We start from the raw sequence: 22,676 nt of genomic DNA, 5'->3' as shown, positions 1-22,676 counted from the left end.
GATGGCCGACATCGTTTTCCGTAATGTGACAAAACGCTATGGCGGCACGCTGGCCGTCGACGATGCGTCGTTCGCGGTGAACGACAACGAGTTCTTCTGCTTCTTCGGGCCGCCGCTGTCGGGCAAGTCGACGATACTGCGCCTGGTGCTCGGGCTGGAAACCCCGGACGCGGGCGAGATCCTGATCGGCGGAAAGCCGGTCAACACGGTGTCGCCGGCCGAGCGCAACGTCGCCATGGTGTTCCAGAATTTGGCGCTGTTTCCGCATATGAGCGCGCGCGACAACATCCGCTTTCCGCTGGTCGAACGCCGGGTCGCCGAAGCCGAGATCGAAAAGCGCATCGCCGATGTCGCGGCCAAGCTGCATATCGGCCATATCCTGCACAAGCCGCCGGCACAGCTTTCCGGAGGTGAGCGGCAGCGCGTGGCGATTGCCCGCGCGCTGGTGCGGGATCCCGCCGCCTATCTGATGGACGACCCGATTTCGGCGCTCGACGCCCGGCTGCGCGAGGAGACGCGGGTCGAGCTCAAGCGCATCCAGCGCGAGCTCGGCAAGACGCTGATCTATGTCACGCACGACCAGGAAGAAGCGATGTCGGTCGCCGACCGAATGGCCATTCTGGAGAACGGCAAGATCAGGCAGATCGGCGCGCCGGCCGAGATCTATGACCGGCCGGCCAGCACCTATGTGGCGCGGCTGCTCGGGTCGCCGATGATGAATATATTGAAGTCGGTGCACGGCGCGGAAGGCGTGGAGGCGGCGGAAGGCACGATCCGCGTCGCGGACAAGGCTGCGCCGGCCGATGCCGTCGAGATCGGGCTCAGGCCGGAAGACATCAAGGTCAGGTCTTGGTCGGGTGGAATGCCGGAGGGGGGCGCGGGCCGCCCGGCGCGAGTGTTCGAGGTCGAGCCGCTCGGCGGCTACACCGTTGTGACGCTCGCCGCCGGAAAGACGCGTCTGCGGGCGCTGTTACGCGGCCAGCCGGACATCAGGCCGGACGCGATGGTAGTGATATCCTGCGAGCCGGGCAGGGTGCATTATTTCGGACAGAGCGGGGGAGCCTTGGCACGATGACGGCGGCTGCAAGGAACGAGCTTCGGGAGGAACATATGGCAAGCCAAGAAATGGTGGGCAACGGCTTCGAGCCGGACGTTAAAGTCCGCACCAGGGAATACAGGATCGGCTGCGTCGGCGCCGGCATGATCATGGCCGAATGTCACCTTGCCGCCTACAAGGAAGCCGGTTTCCCGGTGGTGGCGATTGCCTCGCGGACCAAGGCCAGCGCCGAGAAAGTCGCCAAACGCTGGGATATCCCAACCGTCCACGACACGCCGGAACAGCTCATCGAGGACAAGAACGTCGAGATCATCGACCTTGCCTTTCCGCCGGACAAGCAGCCGGCACTGATCCGTCATGCTCTGAAGCAGGCACATATCAAGGCGATCCTGGCGCAGAAGCCATTGGCGCTGTCCCTTGAAGAGGCCGTCAAACTTCGCGACGAGGCGGCCAAGGCAGGCAAGATCCTCTCGGTCAACCAGAACATGCGTTACGACCAGTCGATGCGCGTCTTGAAGCAGATCATCGACAGCGGCGCGCTCGGCGACATCGTTTTCGCCCAGATCGACATGCATGCGATCCCGCACTGGCAGAGCTTCCTCGAGGACTATGACCGGCTGACGCTCGCCAATATGAGCGTCCACCATCTCGACGTATTGCGCTTCCTGTTCGGCGATCCCTTGGAGATCACCACCCTGACCCGCAAGGATCCGCGCACCCGCTTCGATCATTCGGACGGCATCACCGTGTCGACGATAAAGTTCCCGTCGGGCGTGCTCGCCGTATCGCTTGAGGATGTCTGGTCCGGTCCGCGCCAGGAGGGCTACAAGGACGACCAGCACATCAACTGGCGCGTCGACGGCACCAAGGGCGTCGCCAAGGGCACCATCGGCTGGCCGACAGGTTCTGCCTCGACGCTGACCTATGCCTCGACCGAGACCACCGGTGGTGAATGGGTGACGCCCAGCTGGGACACGATGTGGTTCCCGCATGCCTTCATCGGCGTCATGGAGCAGCTCCAGCACGCGGTCAAGACGGGCGAGCCGCCGGCGCTGTCCGTCGCCGACAACGTCAAGACCATGGCGCTGGTCGAAGCCGGCTACCGCTCCATCGACAAGGGCCGGACCGTCAAGCTTTCCGAAATCTCGATCAACTGAAACACCGGACGACTGAATCACTTACAGGGAGGACTTCACACCATGATGCAGGCAGGTATTTTCACGGGTTATTTCCCGTATGGCCTCAAGGAAACCGCGCAGAAGATCCGTGCGCTCGATTTCAACACCGTGCAGCTCGACCTGCATTTCAGGGATATCGACCTTTCCGCCGGACAGATCACCAAGGACAAGGCCAAGACTGTCCGCGATACGTTCCGCGACCACAATCTGCCGATCTGCTGTGTGTCGGGCTACACCAACATCATCCATCCGGACCTGGGCGAGCGCGAGCGGCGCGTCGGCTATTTGAAGGAGATCATCCGCAACGCACGCCATTTCGGCACCCCTTACGTGATCTCGGAAACCGGTACCTACAACACCGAGTCCGACTGGGTGCATCACCCGAAGAACAAGACCGAGGAAGGTTTTGAGGAATGCCGCAAGGTCATCGCCGACCTTGCCCAGACCGCCTATGACCACGGCGCAGTCTTCCTGCTCGAAACCTATGTCAACAATGTCGTCGGTTCGGTCGAAGAGACGGTGAGGATGTTCGCGCAGATCGACCACCCAGGCCTCGGCCTGCTGATGGACCCGACCAACTATTTCGAAACGCACAACATCGACAGGATGGACCAGATCCTGAACCAGGTGTTCGACACATTGACCGACAAGATCAAGATTGCCCACGCCAAGGACGTCAAGCGTTCCGGCGGCGACAAGTCGGAAAAGCACGCAGACATCGGCGACGAGGACGCGCTGGAGAGCCACACCTTCCGCGGCGTCGGCGAGATCGAGCTGCCGGCGCCCGGCCTCGGTTCGCTGAATTACGACCTCTATCTCAAGCGGCTGGCCGAAAAGCATCCGAACATCCCGGTCATCATCGAGCATCTTTCGGAAGACGACGTGCCCCGTGCCAAGAAATTCCTCGACGGAAAATTCCGCGCCAACGGACTGTGATGGCGCGGTTCGGCTACGAAACAAGGGAGGAAGAGAAATGTTGAAATTCGCGTTGAAAATCGCTGCCGCGGCGACGGTTCTCGCCGGTGTTGCGCTGGGTACGCCGGCGCTGGCGCAGGACGCCCAGAAGACGTTCTACCTGCTGTCGCATGGCGGCCCGTCGGATGCCTTCTGGATCGACTGGAATGCCGGCGCCACCAAGGCCTGCGACCAGCTCAAGGTGACCTGCAAGATCTCGTTCAGCGGCGGCGACATGGCGGCGCAGAAGGAAGCCTTCAACTCGGCACTCGCCGCCAAACCGGACGGCATCGCCACGACCTCGGCGCAGCCCGGCCTGTGGACCGAGGAGGTCAAGGCAGCCAAGGCGGCCGGCATCCCGATCGTGTTCTTCAATACCGACGATCCGGCAACCGGCCGGCAGGCCTATGTCGGCGCCGACCTTAAGGAAGCCGGTGTCATCTGGGCGAAATATCTGGTCGACCACAAGATGGTGAAGCAGGGCGACAAAGTGTTCCTGCCGGTCGAAGTGCCGGGCGCCAGCTACCAGCAGCTCGAGACCGAAGGCATTGCCAGCGTCTTCGATCCGCTCGGCATCAAATATGACGTGGTCGATTGCGGCACCGATCCGGCCGGCATCATCGCCAAGATGACCGACTACATGGTTGCCAACAATCCGCCGGCAATCATCGCGCTCGGCGATTCCGTCGCGGCCAGCGTCAAGCGGGTGTTCGACGGCGCCGGCGTGCCGGCCGGCAAGATTCCGGTCGTCGGCTGGGGCAATTCGAAGGAAACCGCCGAGTCAGTCAAGTCCGGCTTCATCAACGCGGCTGCCTGGCAGTTCCCATCGGCGCAGGGCTTCATGCCGGTGGCGCTGCTCGGTCTCGCCGCCGCGGGCGAACCGATCGGCTACGACATTCACACGTTCAGCCTCTACGACGCCTCGAGCGTCGAACCGATCCTGAAACTCTACAACAAATGATTGAAACTGACGCTCGCCGCGCAGGCGGCGAGCGTCACCCTGGCGTATGGTTCGAACTGTCATGACAATTGCCGCAGAAGAGGAAATGCCGCGTGCCAAACGCAGGTCGAGCCTGATGCGCTCGCCGCAGTTCTCTTCGCTCGTCATCCTGATCGTCCTGCTGGCGGTGTTCGCGATCGCCGACGCGAATTTCCTGTCGCCGCTCAACATCTCCAACATGATGGCGTTCCTGCCCGAGCTCGGCATCATCGCGCTCGGCATGACGCTGCTTCTGACGGCGGGCGAGTTCGACCTTTCGGTCGGTGCCGTGTTCGGGCTGGCGCCGGTCGTCGTCATGCTGCTGGTGCAGAACGGCGGGTTTGATATTGGCGTCGCGCTGTTGGCCGGCCTGCTGCTCTGCATAGCGATCGGTGCGATCAACGGCCTGATCGTCACCAAGATCGGGATCTCGTCCTTCCTGGTGACACTGTCGATGTTGCTCGTCGTGCGTGGGGCAGCGCTTTACATCACCCAAGGCTTTCCGCTGAAATCCTGGAACCAGCCAGGCTTCTTCGTGACGCTGCTGGCCGGCAGCTTCAATATCGGAACGTTCCGTTTCTATACCTCGCTTTGGTGGTTCATCGGCCTGTCGCTACTGGCGATCTATGTGCTGCACTACGCCAAGCTCGGCAACTGGATCAGCGCTATCGGCTCGAACCGTAACGCTGCCGTGGCGCGCGGCGTGCCGGCCGATGCGGTCAAGATCTGGCTGTTCATCCTGACCTCGGTGCTGGCCGGTCTCGCCGGCATGATCAGCGCCTTCCGCATCTCTGCCGCCTCGCCGGTGGCCGGCACCGGCTACGAGCTCGAAGTGATCGCCATGGTGGTGGTCGGCGGCACTGCGCTGACCGGTGGGCGCGGCACCATCCTAGGCACCATCGTCGGCGCGCTGATGCTGCGCAGCATCCGCAACGGCATCGTGCTGATCGGCGTGCCCGGGCTCGCCTATAACATCTTCGTCGGCGTCATCATCCTTGCCATGCTCATCCTGCACGCTTTGCTGCAGAAGAACGCCGCCAGGAGCTGATCATGGAAGTGCTTCGGCTGCAGAATTTGCAAAAATCCTTCGGCAGCGTCCGCGCCCTGAAGAGCGCCTCCTTCACGCTCAACGAGGGCGAAGTGGTGGCCTTGCTCGGCGACAACGGCGCCGGCAAATCGACATTAATCAAGGCGATCTCCGGGGTCTTTCCCGTCGATCGCGGCGACATCTATGTGCGCGGCCAGAAGGTCTCCATCCGCTCGACGCGCGACGCGATGGATCTCGGCATCGAGACCATCCACCAGGACACCTCGCTGGCTCCCGATCTCAGCATCGCGCGCAATCTTTTCCTTGGCCGCGAGCCGGTCAATCTCAAATGGCTTGGCGTGTTCGCGCCGCTCGATCTCGCTCGATTGCGCGATGCTGCGTCGGCTCTATTGAAGCGCGTCGGCATCTCGAAGAAACTCGACGCCGATGCGCTGGTTAGCACGCTGTCAGGCGGCGAGCGTCAGTCGATCGCCATCTCCCGCGCCATGCAGTTCGCCGCCAAGGTCATCATCCTCGACGAGCCGACCAACAATCTCGGCGTCGAGGAAACGCACGGCGTGCTGCGCTTCGTCAAGGAAGTGCGCGACGCCGGCCACTCGGTGCTTTTGATCACCCACAACATCCATCACGTCTTCCAGGTCGCCGACCGCATCATCGTTATGCGCCGCGGCGAGATCGTCGCCGAGCAGACGGTCGCCGGCACCGATCTGCTGACCGTGGAAAGCATCATCACCGGCGCCGACATGTCGGCCCTGCTCAAGGAGACGAGAGCGAAGTGAAGGACGGGAGCAAAGTGAAAGAACTGGCCGTCACATGGTAGAGCTTTACGGCAAGACGCTGTCGCGCCGGCAGGTCTCGGAACGCTCGGGCATGCTGTCGCAGTTCGCCGGCGTGCGGCTGATGACGCTTGGCGACGGCGTCGAGCGCGGCATCCGCATGCTCGAATTCCGCACCGGCTCCGGCCTGCGCTTCACCGCGCTGGTCGACCGGGCGCTCGATATCGCCGATTGCGATTTCAGGGGCCAGGCGATCGGCTGGCACTCGCCGAGCGGTTTTCGCCATCCCGGCCTGCACGAATATGAAGGCGAGGAGGGATTGGCGTGGGCGCGGTCGTTTTCCGGCCTTCTGCTGACCTGCGGCCTCGACCATATATTGTTCATGAACGAAGTACCGGCCGATACCTACAACTACCCGCCGAAGACGATGGTGCGCCATTCGCTGCACGGCCGCATCAGCACCATCCCGGCGCGGCTGACCGGCTATGGCGAGACCTGGGACGGCGACCGCTGCGTGTTGTGGGCCGAAGGCATCGTTCAGCAATCGACTGTATTCGGCGAGGATCTGCACCTGCTGCGGCGGATCGAGGCCGATGTCGGCGGCAACGAGATCCGGCTTTCGGACCGTGTCGTCAATCACGGTTTCAACCGTACGCCGCATATGTATTTCTACCACATCAATATCAGCCATCCGGTGCTCGACGAAGGATCGCGCTACCTGGCGCCGATCCGCGACGTCGTCTGGGCGGGCCATGCCGGCGAGCGCTATGAAGTGCAGAAGGTCGGCTACCGCACGGTGCCGGCGCCGCAACCGGGATTCAAGGAACAGGTCTGGCAGCACGAGCTCGGCGCCGACAGCGCCGGCGAAGTGCCGGTCGCGGTGGTCAACGACAGGCTCGGCCTCGGCTTGCAGGTGGTCACGCGCAAGGACCAGTTGCCTTGCGCCTATCAATGGCAGAATTTCCAGGCCGGGCAGTACGCGCTTGGCATCGAGCCCTCGACGCATCATGTGCTGGGAAATCTGGCCGCGCGCGAACGCGGCGAGATGATCTGGCTGGAGCACGGCGAGAGCCGCTCCTACGATGCCGTGTTCCGGGTTCTCGACGGCGCCGGCGAGATCGCCGATGCGGAGAGCCGGATCGCGGCAATCGCCAGGCAGCCGCGAGAGGACTACCCGCAGCCGTCGGGCCGTTTTCCTGTTCTTGGAGGCAGGTCGTGATAATGGCGAACAAGATACGGGACACCAGTTGGGAGGCTGGCTCCGGCCGGAGCGGGGAGGGCTCGCGGCCGATCGGGAATTGGAGGTCACAATGGCTGGCACGGTAAAGCGCGATTACAGCCTGGTCGGCGAAAGCACGCGCAGGGCGATCGAGACGGGACTGGCCTCGGCGGAGTGGTACCACACGGATGTCTCCCGCAAGGCGATCAAGGAGTTGATGCAGCGCTCAGACGGCCCGGCGATCCGCGACACGATCATCTGGATCGTCGCCATCCTCGGCTCGGCCGCCGGCGCCATCTATTTCTGGGGTACCTGGTGGTGCGTGCCGTTCTTCTTCGTCTACGGCGTGCTCTACGGCTCGTCCAGCGACTCGCGCTGGCACGAATGCGGCCATGGCACTGCCTTCCGCACGCGCTGGATGAACGATGTCGTCTACCAGATCGCCAGCTTCATGCTGATGCGCAACCCGGTGACCTGGCGCTGGAGCCATGCCCGCCACCACACCGACACCATCATCGTCGGCCGCGACGCCGAGATCGCCGTGATGCGCCCGCCGGACCTTTTGCGTGCGGCGCTGGCTTTCACCGGCATCCTCGATTTTCGCTATTCGCTTCCGGCACTGGTACGCCAGGCGTTCGGCAAGCTGACGCCCGACGAGAAAAGCTACGTTCCCGAGATGGAACAGCACAAGGCCGTCATCGCGGCGCGCTGGCATATTGCCATCTACATCGCCACGATAGCACTCGCCCTCTACATGCAGTCGTGGGTGCCGGTGGTGCTCATCGGCGTGCCGCGCCTCTACGGCACCTGGCACATGGTGATGACCGGCCTGCTGCAGCACATCGGTCTGGCCGACAACGTCGTCGATCACCGGCTCAACACCCGTACCGTGTACATGAACCCGATCAGCCGGTTCATCTACTGGAACATGAACTACCACGTCGAGCACCATATGTTTCCGATGGTGCCCTATCACGCGCTGCCCAGGCTGCATGAATTGATCAAGCACGATCTGCCGGAGCCGAACCCGTCGATATGGCATGCCTATCGCGAGGTCTGGCCTGTCCTGCTCAGGCAGCTCAAATACGAGGATTATTTCCTCAAGCGCGAACTGCCGCCAACGGCCAGGCCCTATCGTGGCGAGTTCCACGAAGTGAACATGTCGGCGGCGGCTGAATAGGCACCGCACCGGCGCCATGCAGAAAATTTCAGGAGAGATATAGAATGGCCGATTGGGTCGAAGCGTGCGCCGTGGACGATGTCGACGAGGAAGACGTCATCCGCTTCGACCATGGCGGCCGCACCTTCGCGATCTACCGTTCGCCGGACGATGAATTCTTCGCCACCGACGGGTTTTGTACGCATGAGAAGGCGCATCTGGCCGACGGGCTTGTCATGGACGACATCATCGAATGCCCCAAGCACAATGGCCGCTTCAACTACAAGACCGGCCAGGCCAAAGGGGCTCCCGTCTGTGTCAATCTGCAGACCTATGCGGTCAAGGTGGAAGCTGGCAAGGTGATGATCCAGATCGCCTGACCGGCCTTCTGTCACGTAGCAAAGGGGACCAAAATCCATGAGCCGGAAAAGACCGACCGTCGCAGACCTGCGGGCCATGAAGGGCAAGCGGCAGCTGACGATGCTGCGCGTGCTGACGATGGACGAGGCCGAGGCCGCCGAACGCGCCGGCGTCGACATCGTCTCGGTGCCGCCGGAGCTGGTGCTCAATCCGCAATACCGCGATGCGGCACCCAGCCTGTTCACCATGCCGGGCGAGAATTTCTTCGAGATCGGCACCGCCGATGATTTCGTCCGCTGGGCGTTCCGGCTCTACAAGGCCAGCGCCGATGCGGTCTATTGCAGCGCCGGCTATGCCACCATCAAGCGGATGGCCGACGATGCCATTCCGGTAATCGGCCATGTCGGCCTCATCCCGTCACGCGCCACCTGGACCGGCGGCTTCAAGGCTGTCGGCAAGACCGCCGACACCGCCATGCAGGTGTTCGAAGCGGTGAAGCAACTGGAGGCCGCCGGCGCGATCGGCGCCGAGATCGAAGTGGTGCCGGTGGAAGTGGCCAAGGCGATCTCGGAACGGACGTCGCTGATCATGCTGTCGATGGGAGCGGGCACCGGCTGTGACGCGCAGTATCTGTTCGCAGACGACATCCTCGGCCAGAACCGTGGCCACATGCCGCGCCATTCCAAGGTCTATCGCAATTTCGCCGCCGAATACGATCGCCTGCAGGCCGAACGCATCGCTGCCTTCTCCGAATATGTCGCCGATGTGAACAGCCTGGCGTATCCCGAAGACAGGCACGTCGTGCACATGGACCCGGACCAGCTCAGCCTGTTCCTGGAGAAGATCGAAGCCGCATAAGACGCCCCGGCAGCGGCACAAAGCGTCATCGCGGATCGTAAAAGGCCGGTTCGGCGCCAGGGCCAGGTCATCGCATGGCCGGCTGCGATGCCACACGAAAGTTTGTTGGACCAGGTCTGGACGGCACCGGCCAGATGCTGTTGAAACCGGTGCGTCATCGGTTTGCCGGACAATTGTGCGGTTGCCGATGGAGCGGGTGAAAATTCCCCTTCGGACAGTTCTGTGCATGACCGCCATTCCCGAAAACAAAGCCTTGCCCGAAGCCGCGCCGGCGGCGCGGCAAGCTCGGCGGGTGGCGTTGATCGTCGCCGTCGCCTTCTTCATGCAGCTTCTGGATTCGACCATCATCTCGACCTCGCTGCCGCAGATGGGAGAATCCTTCGGCGTGCCGGCGGTGGCGATGAGCATCGGCATCACCGTCTATATGCTGACCATGGCGGTGTTCGTGCCGCTGTCCGGCTGGCTTGCCGACCGTTTTGGCGCGCGCAACATCTTCCTCGTGGCAATCGCCCTGTTCACGCTGGCCTCGCTCGTTTGCGGCATCTCACAGAACCTGGCCGAGTTCGTCGCCGCACGCGCGGTTCAGGGCCTGGGCAGCGCGCTGATGACGCCGGTCGGCCGCGTCCTGGTGCTGCGCAACGCGCCGAAATCCGAGCTTCTCAACGCCACGGCGCTGATCACCTGGCCGGCGCTGTTTGCGCCGGTGGTCGGGCCGGTGCTTGGCGGCTTCATCACCACTTATCTCTCCTGGCACTGGAATTTCTTCATCAACATTCCGCTTGGGGTTGCCGGTTTGGCGCTGGTTGCCCGCTTCATTCCCAGCGACCGCGAAGCTGGGGCCAAGCCGCTCGACTGGCCGGGCTTCCTGCTGACCTCGGTGGGGCTCGCCGCGATGCTCTATGGCCTCGAGCGCATCGCGCATCCGCAAGAGGGTGTGTTGCCGACCGTGGCACTGCTCGGCACGGGCATTTTGGTCGGCTGGCTGGCGGTGCGGCATCTGCGACGCGCCAACCATCCGCTGCTCGATCTCACAGCTTTCAAGGTGCAGACCTTCGCCATCTCGACGCTGTCGGCCGGCACGATCTTCCGCATCGCCATCAACGCCACGCCGTTCCTGCTGCCGCTTTTGTTCCAGGTCGGCTTCGGCCTGAGCCCGGTCGATGCTGGCATGATGATCCTGGCCTATTTTCTCGGTAATCTCGGTATGAAGGCGGTGACGACGCCGACGCTGAGGCGCTTCGGTTTCCGTTCGGTGCTGATCGTCAACGGGGTGATCGCTTCTTTGTCGATCATGGCCTGCGCGGCGCTTTCGCCGCAGACGCCGCAAGCGTTGGTGGTGGTGCTGATGCTGATCGCCGGCCTTTCGCGCTCGATGCAGTTCACCGCGCTCAACACGCTGGCCTTCGCCGATGTGGCCTCACAGCAGCGCAGCTCGGCGGCGACATTGTCCAGCATGCTGCAGCAGGTGGCGATGCTGTTCGGCGTGGCGGTGGCGGCGGCACTGCTCAACCTGTCACAGATCGCCAGGGGCGCGGCAGCGCTCGATCTCGTCGACTTCCGCCTTGCCTTCCTGGTGATCGGCGCAATCGGTCTCGTCGCCTCGTTCCGCTTTCTGGCGTTACCGAACGCTGCCGGCGCCGAGGTCTCGGGCCATGCTTTGCGGATTTGACGCGGGAATCCAGCGGCGATCGCGGACATAAATTCTGCCTGCTTCGCTCGTTGTGGAACAAACTTTTGCGAGCGCTCCGATTGGCACGGTCAATTGAAAAAGTGCTTGAGTTCCTGGCATTGCGCCAGCCTCGCCAATCAGCGCGTCCAACCGCAGAATTTCCTCGCAAGCCGGCCTGCAATGCGCGGATTCATTTGACGAATTGGTCTTGAGCCGATTAGCTTTCGTTCCGATGGCCGCAGAGGGAGCAGGGCGTAGCCATCGCGGGTGAAAGCGGGCAATGAACGCGACCGGCTGGCTAAACTGGAGAAGCCTGAACCAGGAGGGCATTGTCTTTGCCATCGCGGTTGTGCTGTTCATTGCCGCCGCCATCGGACTGCCTGGTTTTATCAACTCGAACAATCTTGTTGCCATCGTGCGCTCGGTCTCGGTGCTGGGCATATTGGCGCTCGGCATGGCGGTCGTCATAATCGGCAGAGGCATCGACCTGTCGGCGGTAGCGATCATGGCGATGTCGGTTGCGTGGTATCTGCAATTGCTGAATTCGGGGATGTCCGACGGGCTGGCCTTCGCCTATGTGCTCGCTGGCGTTCTCGCCATCGGGCTGTTGAACGGAATCCTGGTCGCCTACGCCGAGGTTCCGGCGATCTTCGTGACGCTGGCGACCGCATCCTTCGTCTTCGGCTATGTGCGTTCACAACTGATCACGCAGGACGCCGTGCCGGTGCCGCCCGACCATTGGGTCGAGCTTCTGGGCGGGCTGCGTTTCCTCGACATCCCGGTCGAGGTGTTTGTCTTCGCCGGGCTGGCGTTCGCCTTCTTCCTGTTCCTGCGCTACACCAAATGGGGCCGCTACGTCTATTTCGCCGGTGACAACCCGGTCGCCGCGCGCAACATCGGCATTCCAGTGCGCCCGATGCTGGTGCTGCGCTACGTGCTGTCGGCCCTGGTCTCTCTGGTGGCCGGCCTGCTCACCGCCGCCAGCCTGCATTCGATCAACACCCGCATCGTCAATTCCACGCTGCTCTACGACATCGTGCTGGTGGCGGTGATCGGCGGCATCGGTCTGTCTGGCGGGCGGGGCGGGGTGCGCAACGTGCTGGTGGGTGCCGCGCTGATCGGCATCCTGCTCAATGCGATGACCATCATCGACATTCCGCTGCTCTATCAGAACCTGATCAAGGCCGCGATCCTGCTGGCGGCGATCATCGTCGATGGGTTCATCAATCCGCGCGACGAGCAGACCGCGCAGCAGGGCGACATTTAGACTGACGCGAACGGTTGGGGCCGGCCGCGAACGACAACGACCAAACCAGAGGATGTGACATGAAAATCATCAGGACGTTTATGGCTGCCGCGGCAGCGCTTGCCGCCTCCGCATTCGTGGCGCCAGGCTTCGCGGCCGAAGATCCGGGTCCGGGCGCCTATTCGCAAGCACTCAAGGGCAAGCGTGTGATGCTGGTACCGATGGCGATGGGCTTCGACCTGGCACAGGGCTGGGCGCATTACCTGAAGACGGAGGTCGAGGCCTGGGGCGGCGTGTTCGAGACGCGTGACCCGAACTGGGTGGTCGATGCCGGCGCGCAGGCGATAACCGACGCGATCTCGTCGGACGCCAGGCCGGACGTGCTTATCATCCATTCGCCCGACCTCAACTCCTATGCCAAGCTGATGAAGAAGGCGCAGGCCGCAGGCACCTATGTGCTTTTGGTCGACAATCCGGCGAACTTCCCGGCCGATGCCTTTGTCGGCAGCGACTGGGATCGGCTCGGCCAGCTGGAAGCCGAAGCGGCGATCAAGGGTTGTGGGCCGAACTCGTCCAAGAAGATCGGGCTGGTGCAGGGCGACCAGGCCAACTCGTCGAGCCTCTACCAATATGCCGGCATCATGAAGGTGCTGGACAAGAACCCCGACTTCAAGGTCGTGGCCAAGCCTGACTCCAACTGGGATGCGACGACCTCGCGCAACGTGACGACGACGATGCTGCAGCAGAACCCCGACATCTGCGCCATCATCGATTTCTGGGACGGCGACGCGACCGGCGCATCGGCTGCGATCCGCGATGCCAAGCTCGAGGGCAAAGTCTTTCTGGTCACCACCGGCGGTGGCGAAAAGACCGCCGACTGCGACAAGCTGCAGGACGGCACTTATGGCGCGGTGGTGATGACCGATCTTGCCCGCCAGTCGGGTGACATGAACGCTGTCATCAAGTTCCTGTTGCAGAGCGGCCAGCCGGCCGGCACCTCGCACACCTACATCTATACGCTGGAGAAGGCGACGACCAAGGCCGACCTCAAGCCAGACAGCTGCTGGGACTTGAAAGCACTGCAAGCCCAAGCTGCGGCCAAGTAGGCCGGCTTTCCTGAGCTTCGCGCTGCCCCTCATCCGCCTGCCGGCACCTTCTCCCCGTATAGTGACGGGGAGAAGGGATACGCTCCAACGCTGGCGACCCCCTCTCCCCGTCTCTATACGGGGAGAGGGTAAGGGTGAGGGGCAGCGCAAACCTGAGGCGATTGTTCTGCGGATAGCCCGGCCCCTTTTTCCCTTTTCTCTCGAATAGCAGCAACCGATGTCCTTTCGCGAACGCCTTCAATCCTGGCGCTACAATCTCGTGCCCGACCATCTCGTCGGCGAGATATTGAGCAAACGCTGGACCGACAACGCCATTCCGTTCCTGGCGCTGGTGGCGACGCTCGGCGTGTTCGGTTCAATCATTCCCGGCTTCTTCAAGCCGATGTCGCTGCAGGAATCGACCCGCCAGCTCGGCGAGTTCTCGCTGGTCGTCACCGGCATGACGGTGGTCATGCTGGGCGGCGGCATCGACCTTTCGGTCGGCTCGATCTTCGCGCTGTCCTGTTTTTCCGCCGTGTTCGTCTTCTTCATCCTCGAACAGTCGGTGTGGCTGGCGCTGGCCGCCTCGATCGTCACCGGCCTGCTGTTCGGCGCGATCAACGGTTACCTGATCGGCTATTTCAGGCTGCGAGCTTTCCTGACGACACTGGTCACCTTCATCTTCGGGCGGGCGCTGTTCGACATACTGGTCACCACCTATGCCGCCGACGTCCAGCTTTCCGATGCCACATCGGATGTGCTGGACTTCATCGGCGACGATACCTTCTGGGGCCTGTCGGTTGCGGTGTGGGCGGCGATTATCCTGGCGATTATTACGCATGTCGCGCTGACGCGCTCGCGGCCCGGCTGGCATGTGCAGGCGGTGGGCGGGTCGCGGCGATCGGCTCACAATGCCGGCATCCGCGTACGCCGCACCGTGTTCATGACCTATGTGTTCTCCGGCTTCTGCGCCTCGCTCGGCGGCTTCCTCATCGCCTGCCGGCTGAGCGGGGCAGGGCCGGGCACAGGCCTCAACCTCGAGGTCATGGCACTGACAGCGGCGGTCGTCGGCGGCGTCAGCCTGGGCGGCGGCCGCGGTTCGGTGATCAAGGGGCTGATGGGCGCAATCATCGTGCTGACGATGACCAACGGGCTGATCCGGCTGGGCTATGGCACCGGCACCAACCAGATGGTGCTGGGCATCATGCTGGCCGTCGCCGTCACCATCGACATTCGCTGGCTGAAGAACCGCCACAAGGTTCTGGACGAGGTCTATGTCGCACCGGTCTATCTGAAAATGGGCGCAACGCAGTCGGCCGCACCGGGCTCGGGCACGCCTTACGAGCTCGACAATCGGCTGTCTGGGGCTGACCATATCGGGCTCGGCGAGCTGGAAGGGCCGGAAGACGTCATCCTCGACCGCGACGACCATCTCTATTGCGGCACCAGGCATGGCGAGATCGTCCGTTTCTTCGCACCGGACTACAAACGCTCGGAGGTCTTTGCCCATATTGGCGGCTTTCCGCTCGGCCTGGCCTTCGACAAGACAGGCAATCTGATCAGCTGTGTTGGCGCGATGGGCCTTTATTCGGTTTCGCCGCAGCGGGAGGTGAAGCGGCTTTCGGCGGAAACGTCGCGCTCCTGGACCTCGATCGTCGACGATGCGCGGCTGCGCGACCCCAATGATTGCGACATCGCGCCGGACGGCCGCATCTACTTCACCGATTCCACCAAGCGCTATGACGCGCACGACTGGGCGCTGGATTCGATCGAGAACCGCGCCACCGGGCGGCTGCTCGTCTATGATCCGACGGACGGTTCGACCAAGACATTGCTCGACGGCTACCGTTACACCAACGGCGTCTGCATGGCGCATGACGGCAAGTCGCTGTTCTTGGCCGAAAGCTGGGCCTGCCGCGTGCACCGCTACTGGCTGGAAGGGCCGAAGGCGGGCGTTGCCGAATGCGTCATCCGCGACATGCCTGGCTACCCCGACAACATCAACCGAGCGTCGGACGGCAATTACTGGATGGCCTGGCTCGGCATGCGCACGCCAAGCTTCGACCTGTCGCTGCGCCACCCCGACATGCGCAAGCGCATGACGCGCCGGCTGCCGCAGGACGAATGGCTGTTCCCCAACATCAACACCGGCGGCGTGGTGAAATTCAACGAGAAGGGCGGCATCGTCGAAGCGATGGGCGACCTGTCGGGCGCCGCGCATCCGATGGTCACCTCGATGCGCGAGCACAAGGGTTTTCTGTTCGTCGGCGGTATTCTCAACAACCGCATCGGCCGCTACCGGATTGCCGGGGCCGACCCGAACTGGACCAGCCCCGCTTCTTACTGGGGGGCGAAGGCATGATGCTGGATCCGATCCTCGACATCTTCCGCGGCAAGGCGGTGACCATCCCGCCGCTCGACGGCGCCTTCAGGCCGAACACGCTGCTGGACGATGCTGCGGCCTTCGCCGAACTGCTCGAGCCTGATAATCTGCTGGTCGCCGACGGCCGGCTGCTGGTTTCCAGCGGCAATGCCGTCTACGCGCTCGCCGCCGGTGGCGCGCCTGTTCTGGTCGAGACATTTCCGGCCGCAGTCACCGCGCTCGCGCGCTCGCCTGCCGGCGAACTGACGGTCGGGCTCGAAAGCGGCAGGCTGCTGATTGCAGGCAAGGAGGCCGCCCTGCCGGCCGAGATCCGCTGCATCACAGCACTCGCCTATGCGGAAGATGGCACGCTTTGGCTGGCCAATGGCTCGGCCGACCACGGGCCGTCGCAATGGGCCGCCGATCTGATGAAGAAGGGCGCATCGGGTTCGCTGTGGAAGCGCGATCCGGCAGGCAGCGAATTCCGCAAGCTCGCCGGTGACATCGCCTTTCCCTATGGGCTGCATCCAACCGGCAAGGACGTGCTGGTCGGCGAGAGCTGGCGGCACCAACTCGTCCGCTTCGACAGCGCGACAGGCAGCCGCTCGACGGTGCTGGCGCATCTGCCCGGCTATCCCGCGCGGCTATCGCCCGCCGCCGATGGCGGTGCCTGGCTGGCGCTGTTTGCGCCCCGGAACCGTCTGATCGAATTCGTGCTGCAGGAAACGCACTATCGAAACGACATGCTGGCGCAAGTGCCGCCGCAGCACTGGATCGCGCCGGCACTCGCCTCCAACCGCAGCTTCCTCGAGCCGCTGCAATGCGGCGGCATCCGCACCATGGGCATCCACAAGCCATGGTCGCCGAGCCGCTCCTACGGGCTGGTGGTCAGGCTCGATCGGGAGATGCGGCCGCAATTCAGCCTGCACAGCCGCGCCAACGGCACGCGCCACGGCATTTGCAGCGTGGCGGAAAAGGACGGTCGCCTGTTCATTGCCTCGAAAGGCGGCGATTGTCTGCTGGCCATCGATCTGGCTTCAGGAGGGCATAGCTGATGGAACCGATCGTCCGCCTGGAGAACGTGACCAAGACTTACCGGGGCGTGCCCGCGGTGAGGAACGTCAGCTTCGGGCTGCGCAAGGGTGAGATCCACGCGCTGCTCGGCGAGAACGGCGCGGGAAAATCGACGCTGACCAAGATCATCGCCGGCGTCGTCGACGCGACATCGGGAAAGATGTTCCACAAGGGGCAGGAGATCGCCTACGCCTCGCCGCACGCGGCACTTGAAGCCGGCATCGCCATGGTCTTCCAGGAGACCAGCCTGGTGCCGTCGATGACGGTGGCGCAGAACCTTTATCTCGGCACGGAAAGCTTTCTCAACCGGCTGCGCGGCACCTACATTTCGGCGCAGCAGTTTCTGCAATCGCTGAACTTTCCCGTCGACCCGAACGCCATGGTGGCGACGCTTGGCGCCGCCAAGCGGCAGATGGTCGAGATCGCGCGCGCCGTCCACCACAATGCCGAGATCATCATCTTCGACGAGCCGACGGCGACGCTGACGCCAGAGGAAAAGCGGCACTTCTTCGCGCTGATCCGCCGGCTCAAGGCAAGGGGTGTGTCGATCGTCTTCATCAGCCATGCGCTCGAAGAGGCGCTTGATATCGCCGACCGCATCACCATCCTGCGCGACGGCGAGCTGGTGATCACCGACAATACCGCCGCTTTCGATCGCGACAGGATCGTCGCCGCCATGGTCGGGCGGACGCTTTCGGGACAGCTCTACAGCCAGCGCGACGAGGCCAGGCTGCGCAGGGCCGGCAAGAAGGTGCTGTCGGTACAGGACATCTCGATGAGCAATGTCGTGCGCAATAATTCCTTCTCGATCTTCGAGGGCCAGATCACCGGGGTGTTCGGGCTGATCGGCTCGGGCCGCACCGAGACGTTCAAGATCGTCTCCGGCATCTACAAGCGCGACTTCCTGCGCGGCGGCACCATCGAGCTGGACGACCGGCCGGTGCGCTATCTCGTGCCCAGCGAGGCGGTGGCGGGCGGCATCGTCTATGTCACCGAAGATCGCAAAAGCGAGGGGATTTTCGAGACGATGGACGTCGCCGAGAACCTGTTCGGCGGCTTTTTGGCGGCGGGACGGGAAAAGGGCTGGGTAATCAATGCGCAGGAGATGCGGACGCTGTCGGCCGAATGGACCAGGACGCTGAACGTCAAGGCGATCAACGACAATGCCCGCGTGGTCGAGCTTTCCGGCGGCAACCAGCAGAAGGTGGTGATCGGCAAGGGGCTGGTGCAGAAGCCGCGCATCGTCATCTTCGACGAACCGACGCGCGGCGTCGATGTCGGCGCGATTGCCGAAATCCACCAGATCATCAACCGGCTGGCCGATGAAGGCCTCGCAGTCGTCGTCATCTCGTCCTACCTGCCGGAGATCATGAACCTGTCCGACCGCATCCTGGTCTGCCGGCAGGGCCGCATCGTCGAGGAGTTCTCGCCTGCGGAGGCGACAGAGGAGAAGATCATGTACGCGGCGGTGCATTAGGTTCCCGGGGCGCGGAAGGTTGACATTTGGACGGTTTTTGCGCCGGCGGATCGTACACTTTGGAGATTGGCCGAGGCGCCCGTCGTTTCGTCATCCTGGGGCGAAGCAAGGAGCGAAGCGACGCGGCGCAGACCCCAGGATCCATGCCGCTACACCAGAGCGCTGCTGCGGTGCAGAATTCTGTTTCGCTGCGTTCTTCGGCTAAGGTCACGGCATGGATCCCAGGGTCTCCGCGACGGAGCTTCGCTCCTGCTTCGCCCAGGGATGACGAAGGTGAGGGGCCTCGGCCAGCCTTACGGTCTTGCCTCAGCGCGTCAATTGCTGATTCATCCAAGGCGGTTAGCCGCCTTTTCTCCCGACCTGATTCAACGACCTCGCATAACGATTCAAAGCGAAAGGACCAAGCCATGACCACCGCAAAACTTCTGACCGATGCCGAGGTCGAGGCAATTCCCGCCGCGAAGGCCGTGTTCGACGACATCCGCGCAACGCGCAAATCCGACTTCGTCAACAATTTCTGGCGCGGGCTGGCCAATGATCCGGTCTCGCTGAAGCGGGTCTGGGAACAGCTCAAGGCGGTAATGGTCGCTGACAGCGCCATCGATCCGCTGACCAAGGAGATGATCTACATCGCCGTCTCGACCGCCAATGGCTGCTCCTATTGCGTCCATTCGCATACGGCGACAGCACGGGCCAAAGGCATGAGCGATGCGCAGCATGGCGAGTTGGTGTCGATCATCGGGCTGGCCGGGCAGACCAACCAGATGGTCACGGCGCTGCAGATCCCGGTCGATCCGGAGTTCGAGGTGCGGTGAGGTGAGGCGCGGCGCCTTCCCTTCTCCCCTTGTGGGAGAAGGTGGCCGAGCGAAGCTCGGTCGGATGAGGGGTGCTGGACGGATCGCGGCCTTGGAGACGTAAGTGCTTCAAATCGCTGGGATTTTCTCCGCCGAGTCTCTTCCAGCACCCCTCATCCGTCTCGGCGCTACGCGCCGATCCACCTTCTCCCACAAGGGGAGAAGGGATGCGCACTACACCGGCCGATAAACCTTCGCCGCAGTGTTCCAGAAAATATCCGCCTCTGCCGCCGTGCCGTGCTTGCCCACCGCCTCGCGGTGCGCCTTGATCAGCTCGGAATGGCTGGTCCACAGTTTCTCGATCGGGAAGTTCGAGCCGAACATCAGGTGGTCGCTGCCGAGGATGTCGATGGCGTTGTCGACGATATAGCTGATCAGCGCCGGGTCGTTGCGGTGGACGAAGGTGCCGAGGCCGGACAGTTTTGCATAGAGGTTGGGCGCCGCTGACAGCGTGCGCAGGCCGGACTTCCACGCCTCGGTGGTCTCCGGCTCCATGTCGGTCAGCATGCCGGCGTGGGTGAGGATGAAATTGGTCTCCGGATTGTCGCCGACGAGCGTCAGCCCGTCCTTCATCTGGGCGGGGAAAAGCTGCAGGTCGAAGGACAGGCCGTAATCCTTGAGCCGCGCGACATTGGCCCGCACCTTCGGGTCGATGACCTGATCGGCCGAGGCGGCGAAGCGGAAGGCCGGCGTTCCGTGCCAGTGCAGCTGCATGCGCACGCCGCGCAGCAGCGGATATTTTTTCAGCCGGTCGATCTGGGGCCTGATATCGTCCACCGTCATATCGGCATAGCCGACGATGGCGTGCGGCCAGCCGGTTTCTTCCGCGGTCTTCTGCAGGAAGGCGACCTCTTTCTCGAAATCCTCCTTGGCCCAGTTGGTCTGGACATAGACCGCCTTCTCGACGCCTGAACCTTGCTGGTCGGCGAGGAATTCCTCGATCGGATAATCGCGGCGGATCGGCTCGTAAGGGCCAAAGATGCGCGGCACCATCGGTCCGACCAGCCAGGGCTGGTCCTCTCGGCGCCAGATGTGGAAATGCGCGTCGATCGCCTTCTGCATCACGAAACCCTCCAGATTGCCGCGGCCGCCGGAGCGGGGCGGGCGAGCGACAGGATGAACTCGGTCAGACCGGCGATCGAGGAGCCGTCGACCAGATCGTCGAGCACCGGCAGGATGGCGCGAAGTGCTGCCGTGGCCGGCCGGAAGCGCGGGTCGCCGGCCAACGGCGTCGCCAGCGAAAGCCGAAAGGCGCGGGCGCTCAGCCGGCGCATCGCCGTCTCCAGCTCGGCATGACCGCCGCGCTCCAGCGCATCGGACAGAATGACGATTGCCGCCCCGCGCGCAAAAGCGGAGAAGCGCGGCACCGACAGGAAGGCGAGCAGCGTCGGTCCCATGCGGGTGCCGCCGTCCCAGTCGTCGACCTGGGCAGCGGCGCGGGCCAGCGCCTGATTGCGGTCGCGAATGCGCAGCGCCGAGGTGATACGGGTCAGCCGTGTGCCGAAAGTGAAGACCTCCGCCCGGTCGGCGCCTTGCACCGCCGCGTGTGCCAGCTTGAGATAGTCCGATGTGTAGAGCTTCATCGAGCCCGACACGTCGATCAGGATGAGAAGCTTGCGCGGCACTGTCTGCCGCCGGCGCAGCAGCGGCGAGGGGATATCGCCGTCGGCACTGACGATTTCGCGCAGCGAGCGGCGCAGGTCGAGCTTGCCGCGGGCATTCGTGCGCACGGTGCGGAAGGAGCGGCGGGCGGGCAACGCGGTGGCGAGTTTGCGGCGGAAGGCGGCAAGCCCGTCGCTATCGCGATGGAACTCGCGGACGCTCAACTGTTCGCTGGCCGAAGACAGTTCGCCGCCTTCCTCCTGGCGGACCACCTCGATTTCTTCTTCGCCCGTTGCACCATCGTCCTTGATGCGGGTTTCCTCGTCGGCCTCGCCTTCGACCAGCGCCGCGGCGTCCCCATAGAAATGGCTCCGGAAATGCGCCTCGAATTCGTCGCGGCGGTCGGGCGGCGGCGCCAGCGTGGCAAGGGCCGCCTCGTGGATGTCGGCCATCGAGCGCGGCCCGAGCAGGGTTACGGCCTGCATGAAGTCTGATACCTGCTCCGGCGCGACAACAAAGCCATAGCGGCGCAGCAGCCGGCCGAAGCCGAGCATTGGGGTTGCGGCGCGCGGCAAGCTTTCTCCCCGCATCATTCCTTCGCGCCCCCCTCTGTCCTACCGGACATCTCCCCCTCAGAGGGGGAGATTGGCAGCTTTGACGCTCCGCTCATTTCTGCAATGTTGGAGTTTAGCGAAAGCCGGGATGACATCTGATCTCCCCCCTTGAGGGGGAGATGCCAAGTGGTGGCAAAGAGGGCAGGACAGAGGGGGGTGCTGTCCCGCCAACGTTGCGGAATGGACGGGAGGAGGGGATTGCCGACTTCCCGGCTCACGCCAGCGCCTCCTCGACAATCTTGCCGAGCTCCGGCGCGATGCAGGAAAGGTCCTCCTCGTCCTTGATCAGCACGCCGATGGCGCGGCGAAACGCTTCCGGCCACGGGCTGCCGCCTTTTTCGAGGATGGTCGCGGCATTGGCCCATTCGACCGCCTCGGCGATGCCGGGCGGCTTCGCCAGCGGACGGGCGCGAATATCGCGCACGGCGGCAGCCACCGCGCGGGCCGTGGCCTCGGCGACATCGCCGGCGCGCAGCATGATGATCTCGGCCTCGCGCCCGGCGTCGGGATAGGTGATCCAGTGGTAGACGCAGCGCCGCCGCAGCGCTTCGGCCAGTTCACGGGTGCGGTTCGAGGTCAGGATGACGATCGGCTGGGCCGTCGCGCGAATGGTGCCGCGCTCGGGAATGCTGATCTGGAAATCGGACAGGAACTCCAGCAGCAGCGCTTCGAATTCATGGTCGGACCGGTCGATCTCGTCGACCAGCAGCACGCGCTTTTCCGGCGCCTTCAGCACCTGCAGCAGCGGCCGCGCGATCAGGAAGCGGTCGTCGTAGATGTCGATCTCGTGCTCGCCGGCATGGCGGATGGCGAGCAGCTGGCGCTGGTAGTTCCATTCGTAGAGCGCGTGTGCTGCGTCGATGCCCTCATAGCATTGCAGTCGCACCAGCTCACGCCCGAGCACTTCGGCAATCGCCTTCGCCGCTTCCGTCTTGCCGACGCCCGGTGCGCCTTCGAGCAGCAGCGGCTTGCCCAGCCTTATCGCCAGGAAGATGGCGGTGGCCAGGCTTTCGTCGGCCAGATAGCGCGAGGCGGCGAGGCGCGACGCCACCGCCTCCGGCGATGTCGCGACAGTCTCGGCACTTCTCTTGGGCATTTCCAACAC

20 protein-coding genes are annotated in these 22,676 nt (G+C 63.5%); 17 read left to right on the top strand and 3 right to left on the bottom strand.

Going from position 1 to position 22,676, the window contains the following annotated elements:
- Nucleotide 1 precedes the first annotated feature (1 nt).
- The 17 genes from NKI25_RS01590 to NKI25_RS01510 all read left to right on the top strand — a co-directional run bounded on the left by NKI25_RS01590 (nucleotide 2) and on the right by NKI25_RS01510 (nucleotide 19,316).
- Nucleotides 2–1,075, top strand: coding sequence for an ABC transporter ATP-binding protein (locus NKI25_RS01590; RefSeq protein WP_352997877.1), 1,074 nt, complete (start codon nucleotides 2–4; stop codon nucleotides 1,073–1,075).
- Nucleotides 1,076–1,125: 50 nt separating this feature from the next.
- Nucleotides 1,126–2,214, top strand: coding sequence for a Gfo/Idh/MocA family protein (locus NKI25_RS01585; RefSeq protein WP_023675779.1), 1,089 nt, complete (start codon nucleotides 1,126–1,128; stop codon nucleotides 2,212–2,214).
- 42 nt (nucleotides 2,215–2,256) lie between these two features.
- Nucleotides 2,257–3,171 (top strand): sugar phosphate isomerase/epimerase family protein, encoded by a 915-nt coding sequence (locus NKI25_RS01580; RefSeq protein WP_023675780.1) that lies wholly within the window; start codon nucleotides 2,257–2,259, stop codon nucleotides 3,169–3,171.
- Nucleotides 3,172–3,208: 37 nt separating this feature from the next.
- Nucleotides 3,209–4,150 (top strand): sugar ABC transporter substrate-binding protein, encoded by a 942-nt coding sequence (locus NKI25_RS01575; RefSeq protein ID WP_023675781.1) that lies wholly within the window; start codon nucleotides 3,209–3,211, stop codon nucleotides 4,148–4,150.
- Nucleotides 4,151–4,211: 61 nt separating this feature from the next.
- Nucleotides 4,212–5,216 (top strand): ABC transporter permease, encoded by a 1,005-nt coding sequence (locus NKI25_RS01570; RefSeq protein WP_245274659.1) that lies wholly within the window; start codon nucleotides 4,212–4,214, stop codon nucleotides 5,214–5,216.
- A complete protein-coding gene (locus NKI25_RS01565) occupies nucleotides 5,213–5,995 on the top strand; it encodes an ATP-binding cassette domain-containing protein (RefSeq protein WP_023675783.1) in 783 nt (260 codons plus the stop codon). The genes NKI25_RS01570 and NKI25_RS01565 overlap by 4 nt, the downstream gene beginning before the upstream one ends.
- 34 nt (nucleotides 5,996–6,029) lie before the next feature.
- Nucleotides 6,030–7,211 carry an aldose 1-epimerase family protein gene (locus NKI25_RS01560; protein ID WP_023675784.1) on the top strand — a complete coding sequence of 394 codons (1,182 nt, stop codon included), beginning with the start codon at nucleotides 6,030–6,032 and terminating at the stop codon, nucleotides 7,209–7,211.
- A 91-nt stretch (nucleotides 7,212–7,302) separates the two neighbouring features.
- Entirely contained in the window at nucleotides 7,303–8,391 is a 1,089-nt protein-coding gene (locus NKI25_RS01555; protein ID WP_352594167.1) for a fatty acid desaturase family protein, read from the top strand.
- 44 nt (nucleotides 8,392–8,435) lie between these two features.
- Nucleotides 8,436–8,750 carry a MocE family 2Fe-2S type ferredoxin gene (locus NKI25_RS01550; protein ID WP_352594166.1) on the top strand — a complete coding sequence of 105 codons (315 nt, stop codon included), beginning with the start codon at nucleotides 8,436–8,438 and terminating at the stop codon, nucleotides 8,748–8,750.
- 37 nt (nucleotides 8,751–8,787) lie between these two features.
- On the top strand, nucleotides 8,788–9,588 hold the full coding sequence (locus NKI25_RS01545; RefSeq protein WP_023675787.1) for a 3-methyl-2-oxobutanoate hydroxymethyltransferase: 801 nt from the start codon (nucleotides 8,788–8,790) through the stop codon (nucleotides 9,586–9,588).
- A 226-nt stretch (nucleotides 9,589–9,814) separates the two neighbouring features.
- Nucleotides 9,815–11,257: a DHA2 family efflux MFS transporter permease subunit gene (locus NKI25_RS01540; RefSeq protein ID WP_352594165.1), complete on the top strand. Its 1,443-nt coding sequence runs from the start codon at nucleotides 9,815–9,817 to the stop codon at nucleotides 11,255–11,257.
- A 280-nt stretch (nucleotides 11,258–11,537) separates the two neighbouring features.
- A complete protein-coding gene (locus NKI25_RS01535; RefSeq protein WP_352997875.1) occupies nucleotides 11,538–12,524 on the top strand; it encodes an ABC transporter permease in 987 nt (328 codons plus the stop codon).
- A 59-nt stretch (nucleotides 12,525–12,583) separates the two neighbouring features.
- Nucleotides 12,584–13,609 (top strand): sugar ABC transporter substrate-binding protein, encoded by a 1,026-nt coding sequence (locus NKI25_RS01530; protein ID WP_352458300.1) that lies wholly within the window; start codon nucleotides 12,584–12,586, stop codon nucleotides 13,607–13,609.
- 217 nt (nucleotides 13,610–13,826) lie between these two features.
- Nucleotides 13,827–15,950, top strand: a complete 2,124-nt coding sequence (locus NKI25_RS01525; RefSeq protein ID WP_352997873.1) for an ABC transporter permease — start codon at nucleotides 13,827–13,829, stop codon at nucleotides 15,948–15,950.
- On the top strand, nucleotides 15,947–17,005 hold the full coding sequence (locus tag NKI25_RS01520; protein WP_352997871.1) for an SMP-30/gluconolactonase/LRE family protein: 1,059 nt from the start codon (nucleotides 15,947–15,949) through the stop codon (nucleotides 17,003–17,005). The genes NKI25_RS01525 and NKI25_RS01520 overlap by 4 nt, the downstream gene beginning before the upstream one ends.
- On the top strand, nucleotides 17,005–18,501 hold the full coding sequence (locus NKI25_RS01515; RefSeq protein WP_352997870.1) for a sugar ABC transporter ATP-binding protein: 1,497 nt from the start codon (nucleotides 17,005–17,007) through the stop codon (nucleotides 18,499–18,501). The genes NKI25_RS01520 and NKI25_RS01515 overlap by 1 nt, the downstream gene beginning before the upstream one ends.
- A 407-nt stretch (nucleotides 18,502–18,908) precedes the next feature.
- On the top strand, nucleotides 18,909–19,316 hold the full coding sequence (locus NKI25_RS01510) for a carboxymuconolactone decarboxylase family protein (RefSeq protein WP_352997868.1): 408 nt from the start codon (nucleotides 18,909–18,911) through the stop codon (nucleotides 19,314–19,316).
- A 213-nt stretch (nucleotides 19,317–19,529) separates the two neighbouring features.
- On the opposite strand, the gene NKI25_RS01505 is transcribed toward NKI25_RS01510, so the two are convergent.
- From NKI25_RS01505 to NKI25_RS01495, 3 genes are all read right to left on the bottom strand, one after another.
- On the bottom strand, nucleotides 19,530–20,417 hold the full coding sequence (locus NKI25_RS01505; protein ID WP_352998137.1) for an amidohydrolase family protein: 888 nt from the start codon (nucleotides 20,415–20,417) through the stop codon (nucleotides 19,530–19,532).
- Nucleotides 20,417–21,550: a vWA domain-containing protein gene (locus NKI25_RS01500; protein WP_352997867.1), complete on the bottom strand. Its 1,134-nt coding sequence runs from the start codon at nucleotides 21,548–21,550 to the stop codon at nucleotides 20,417–20,419. Before NKI25_RS01500 ends, NKI25_RS01505 begins: the two co-directional genes overlap by 1 nt.
- Nucleotides 21,551–21,785: 235 nt before the next feature.
- Entirely contained in the window at nucleotides 21,786–22,667 is an 882-nt protein-coding gene (locus tag NKI25_RS01495; protein ID WP_352997865.1) for an AAA family ATPase, read from the bottom strand.
- Nucleotides 22,668–22,676: the final 9 nt, after the last annotated feature.

This window comes from Mesorhizobium sp. M0808 (genome assembly GCF_040320025.1).
In the GTDB taxonomy this organism is placed as follows: domain Bacteria; phylum Pseudomonadota; class Alphaproteobacteria; order Rhizobiales; family Rhizobiaceae; genus Mesorhizobium.
Note: the sequence above shows the minus strand (reverse complement) of the source record. Positions and strands in the feature narration are given on the sequence as shown.

Excerpts from the sequence above, each read along its gene's own strand:
- NKI25_RS01590 (WP_352997877.1), top strand. The coding sequence starts at position 2 with ATGGCCGACATCGTTTTCCGTAATGTGACAAAACGCTATGGCGGCACG.
- NKI25_RS01585 (WP_023675779.1), top strand. The coding sequence starts at position 1,126 with ATGGTGGGCAACGGCTTCGAGCCGGACGTTAAAGTCCGCACCAGGGAA.
- NKI25_RS01580 (WP_023675780.1), top strand. The coding sequence starts at position 2,257 with ATGATGCAGGCAGGTATTTTCACGGGTTATTTCCCGTATGGCCTCAAG.
- NKI25_RS01575 (WP_023675781.1), top strand. The coding sequence starts at position 3,209 with ATGTTGAAATTCGCGTTGAAAATCGCTGCCGCGGCGACGGTTCTCGCC.
- NKI25_RS01570 (WP_245274659.1), top strand. The coding sequence starts at position 4,212 with ATGACAATTGCCGCAGAAGAGGAAATGCCGCGTGCCAAACGCAGGTCG.
- NKI25_RS01560 (WP_023675784.1), top strand. The coding sequence starts at position 6,030 with ATGGTAGAGCTTTACGGCAAGACGCTGTCGCGCCGGCAGGTCTCGGAA.
- NKI25_RS01555 (WP_352594167.1), top strand. The coding sequence starts at position 7,303 with ATGGCTGGCACGGTAAAGCGCGATTACAGCCTGGTCGGCGAAAGCACG.
- NKI25_RS01550 (WP_352594166.1), top strand. The coding sequence starts at position 8,436 with ATGGCCGATTGGGTCGAAGCGTGCGCCGTGGACGATGTCGACGAGGAA.
- NKI25_RS01545 (WP_023675787.1), top strand. The coding sequence starts at position 8,788 with ATGAGCCGGAAAAGACCGACCGTCGCAGACCTGCGGGCCATGAAGGGC.
- NKI25_RS01540 (WP_352594165.1), top strand. The coding sequence starts at position 9,815 with ATGACCGCCATTCCCGAAAACAAAGCCTTGCCCGAAGCCGCGCCGGCG.
- NKI25_RS01535 (WP_352997875.1), top strand. The coding sequence starts at position 11,538 with ATGAACGCGACCGGCTGGCTAAACTGGAGAAGCCTGAACCAGGAGGGC.
- NKI25_RS01530 (WP_352458300.1), top strand. The coding sequence starts at position 12,584 with ATGAAAATCATCAGGACGTTTATGGCTGCCGCGGCAGCGCTTGCCGCC.
- NKI25_RS01525 (WP_352997873.1), top strand. The coding sequence starts at position 13,827 with ATGTCCTTTCGCGAACGCCTTCAATCCTGGCGCTACAATCTCGTGCCC.
- NKI25_RS01520 (WP_352997871.1), top strand. The coding sequence starts at position 15,947 with ATGATGCTGGATCCGATCCTCGACATCTTCCGCGGCAAGGCGGTGACC.
- NKI25_RS01515 (WP_352997870.1), top strand. The coding sequence starts at position 17,005 with ATGGAACCGATCGTCCGCCTGGAGAACGTGACCAAGACTTACCGGGGC.
- NKI25_RS01510 (WP_352997868.1), top strand. The coding sequence starts at position 18,909 with ATGACCACCGCAAAACTTCTGACCGATGCCGAGGTCGAGGCAATTCCC.
- NKI25_RS01505 (WP_352998137.1), bottom strand. The coding sequence starts at position 20,417 with ATGCAGAAGGCGATCGACGCGCATTTCCACATCTGGCGCCGAGAGGAC.
- NKI25_RS01500 (WP_352997867.1), bottom strand. The coding sequence starts at position 21,550 with ATGATGCGGGGAGAAAGCTTGCCGCGCGCCGCAACCCCAATGCTCGGC.
- NKI25_RS01495 (WP_352997865.1), bottom strand. The coding sequence starts at position 22,667 with ATGCCCAAGAGAAGTGCCGAGACTGTCGCGACATCGCCGGAGGCGGTG.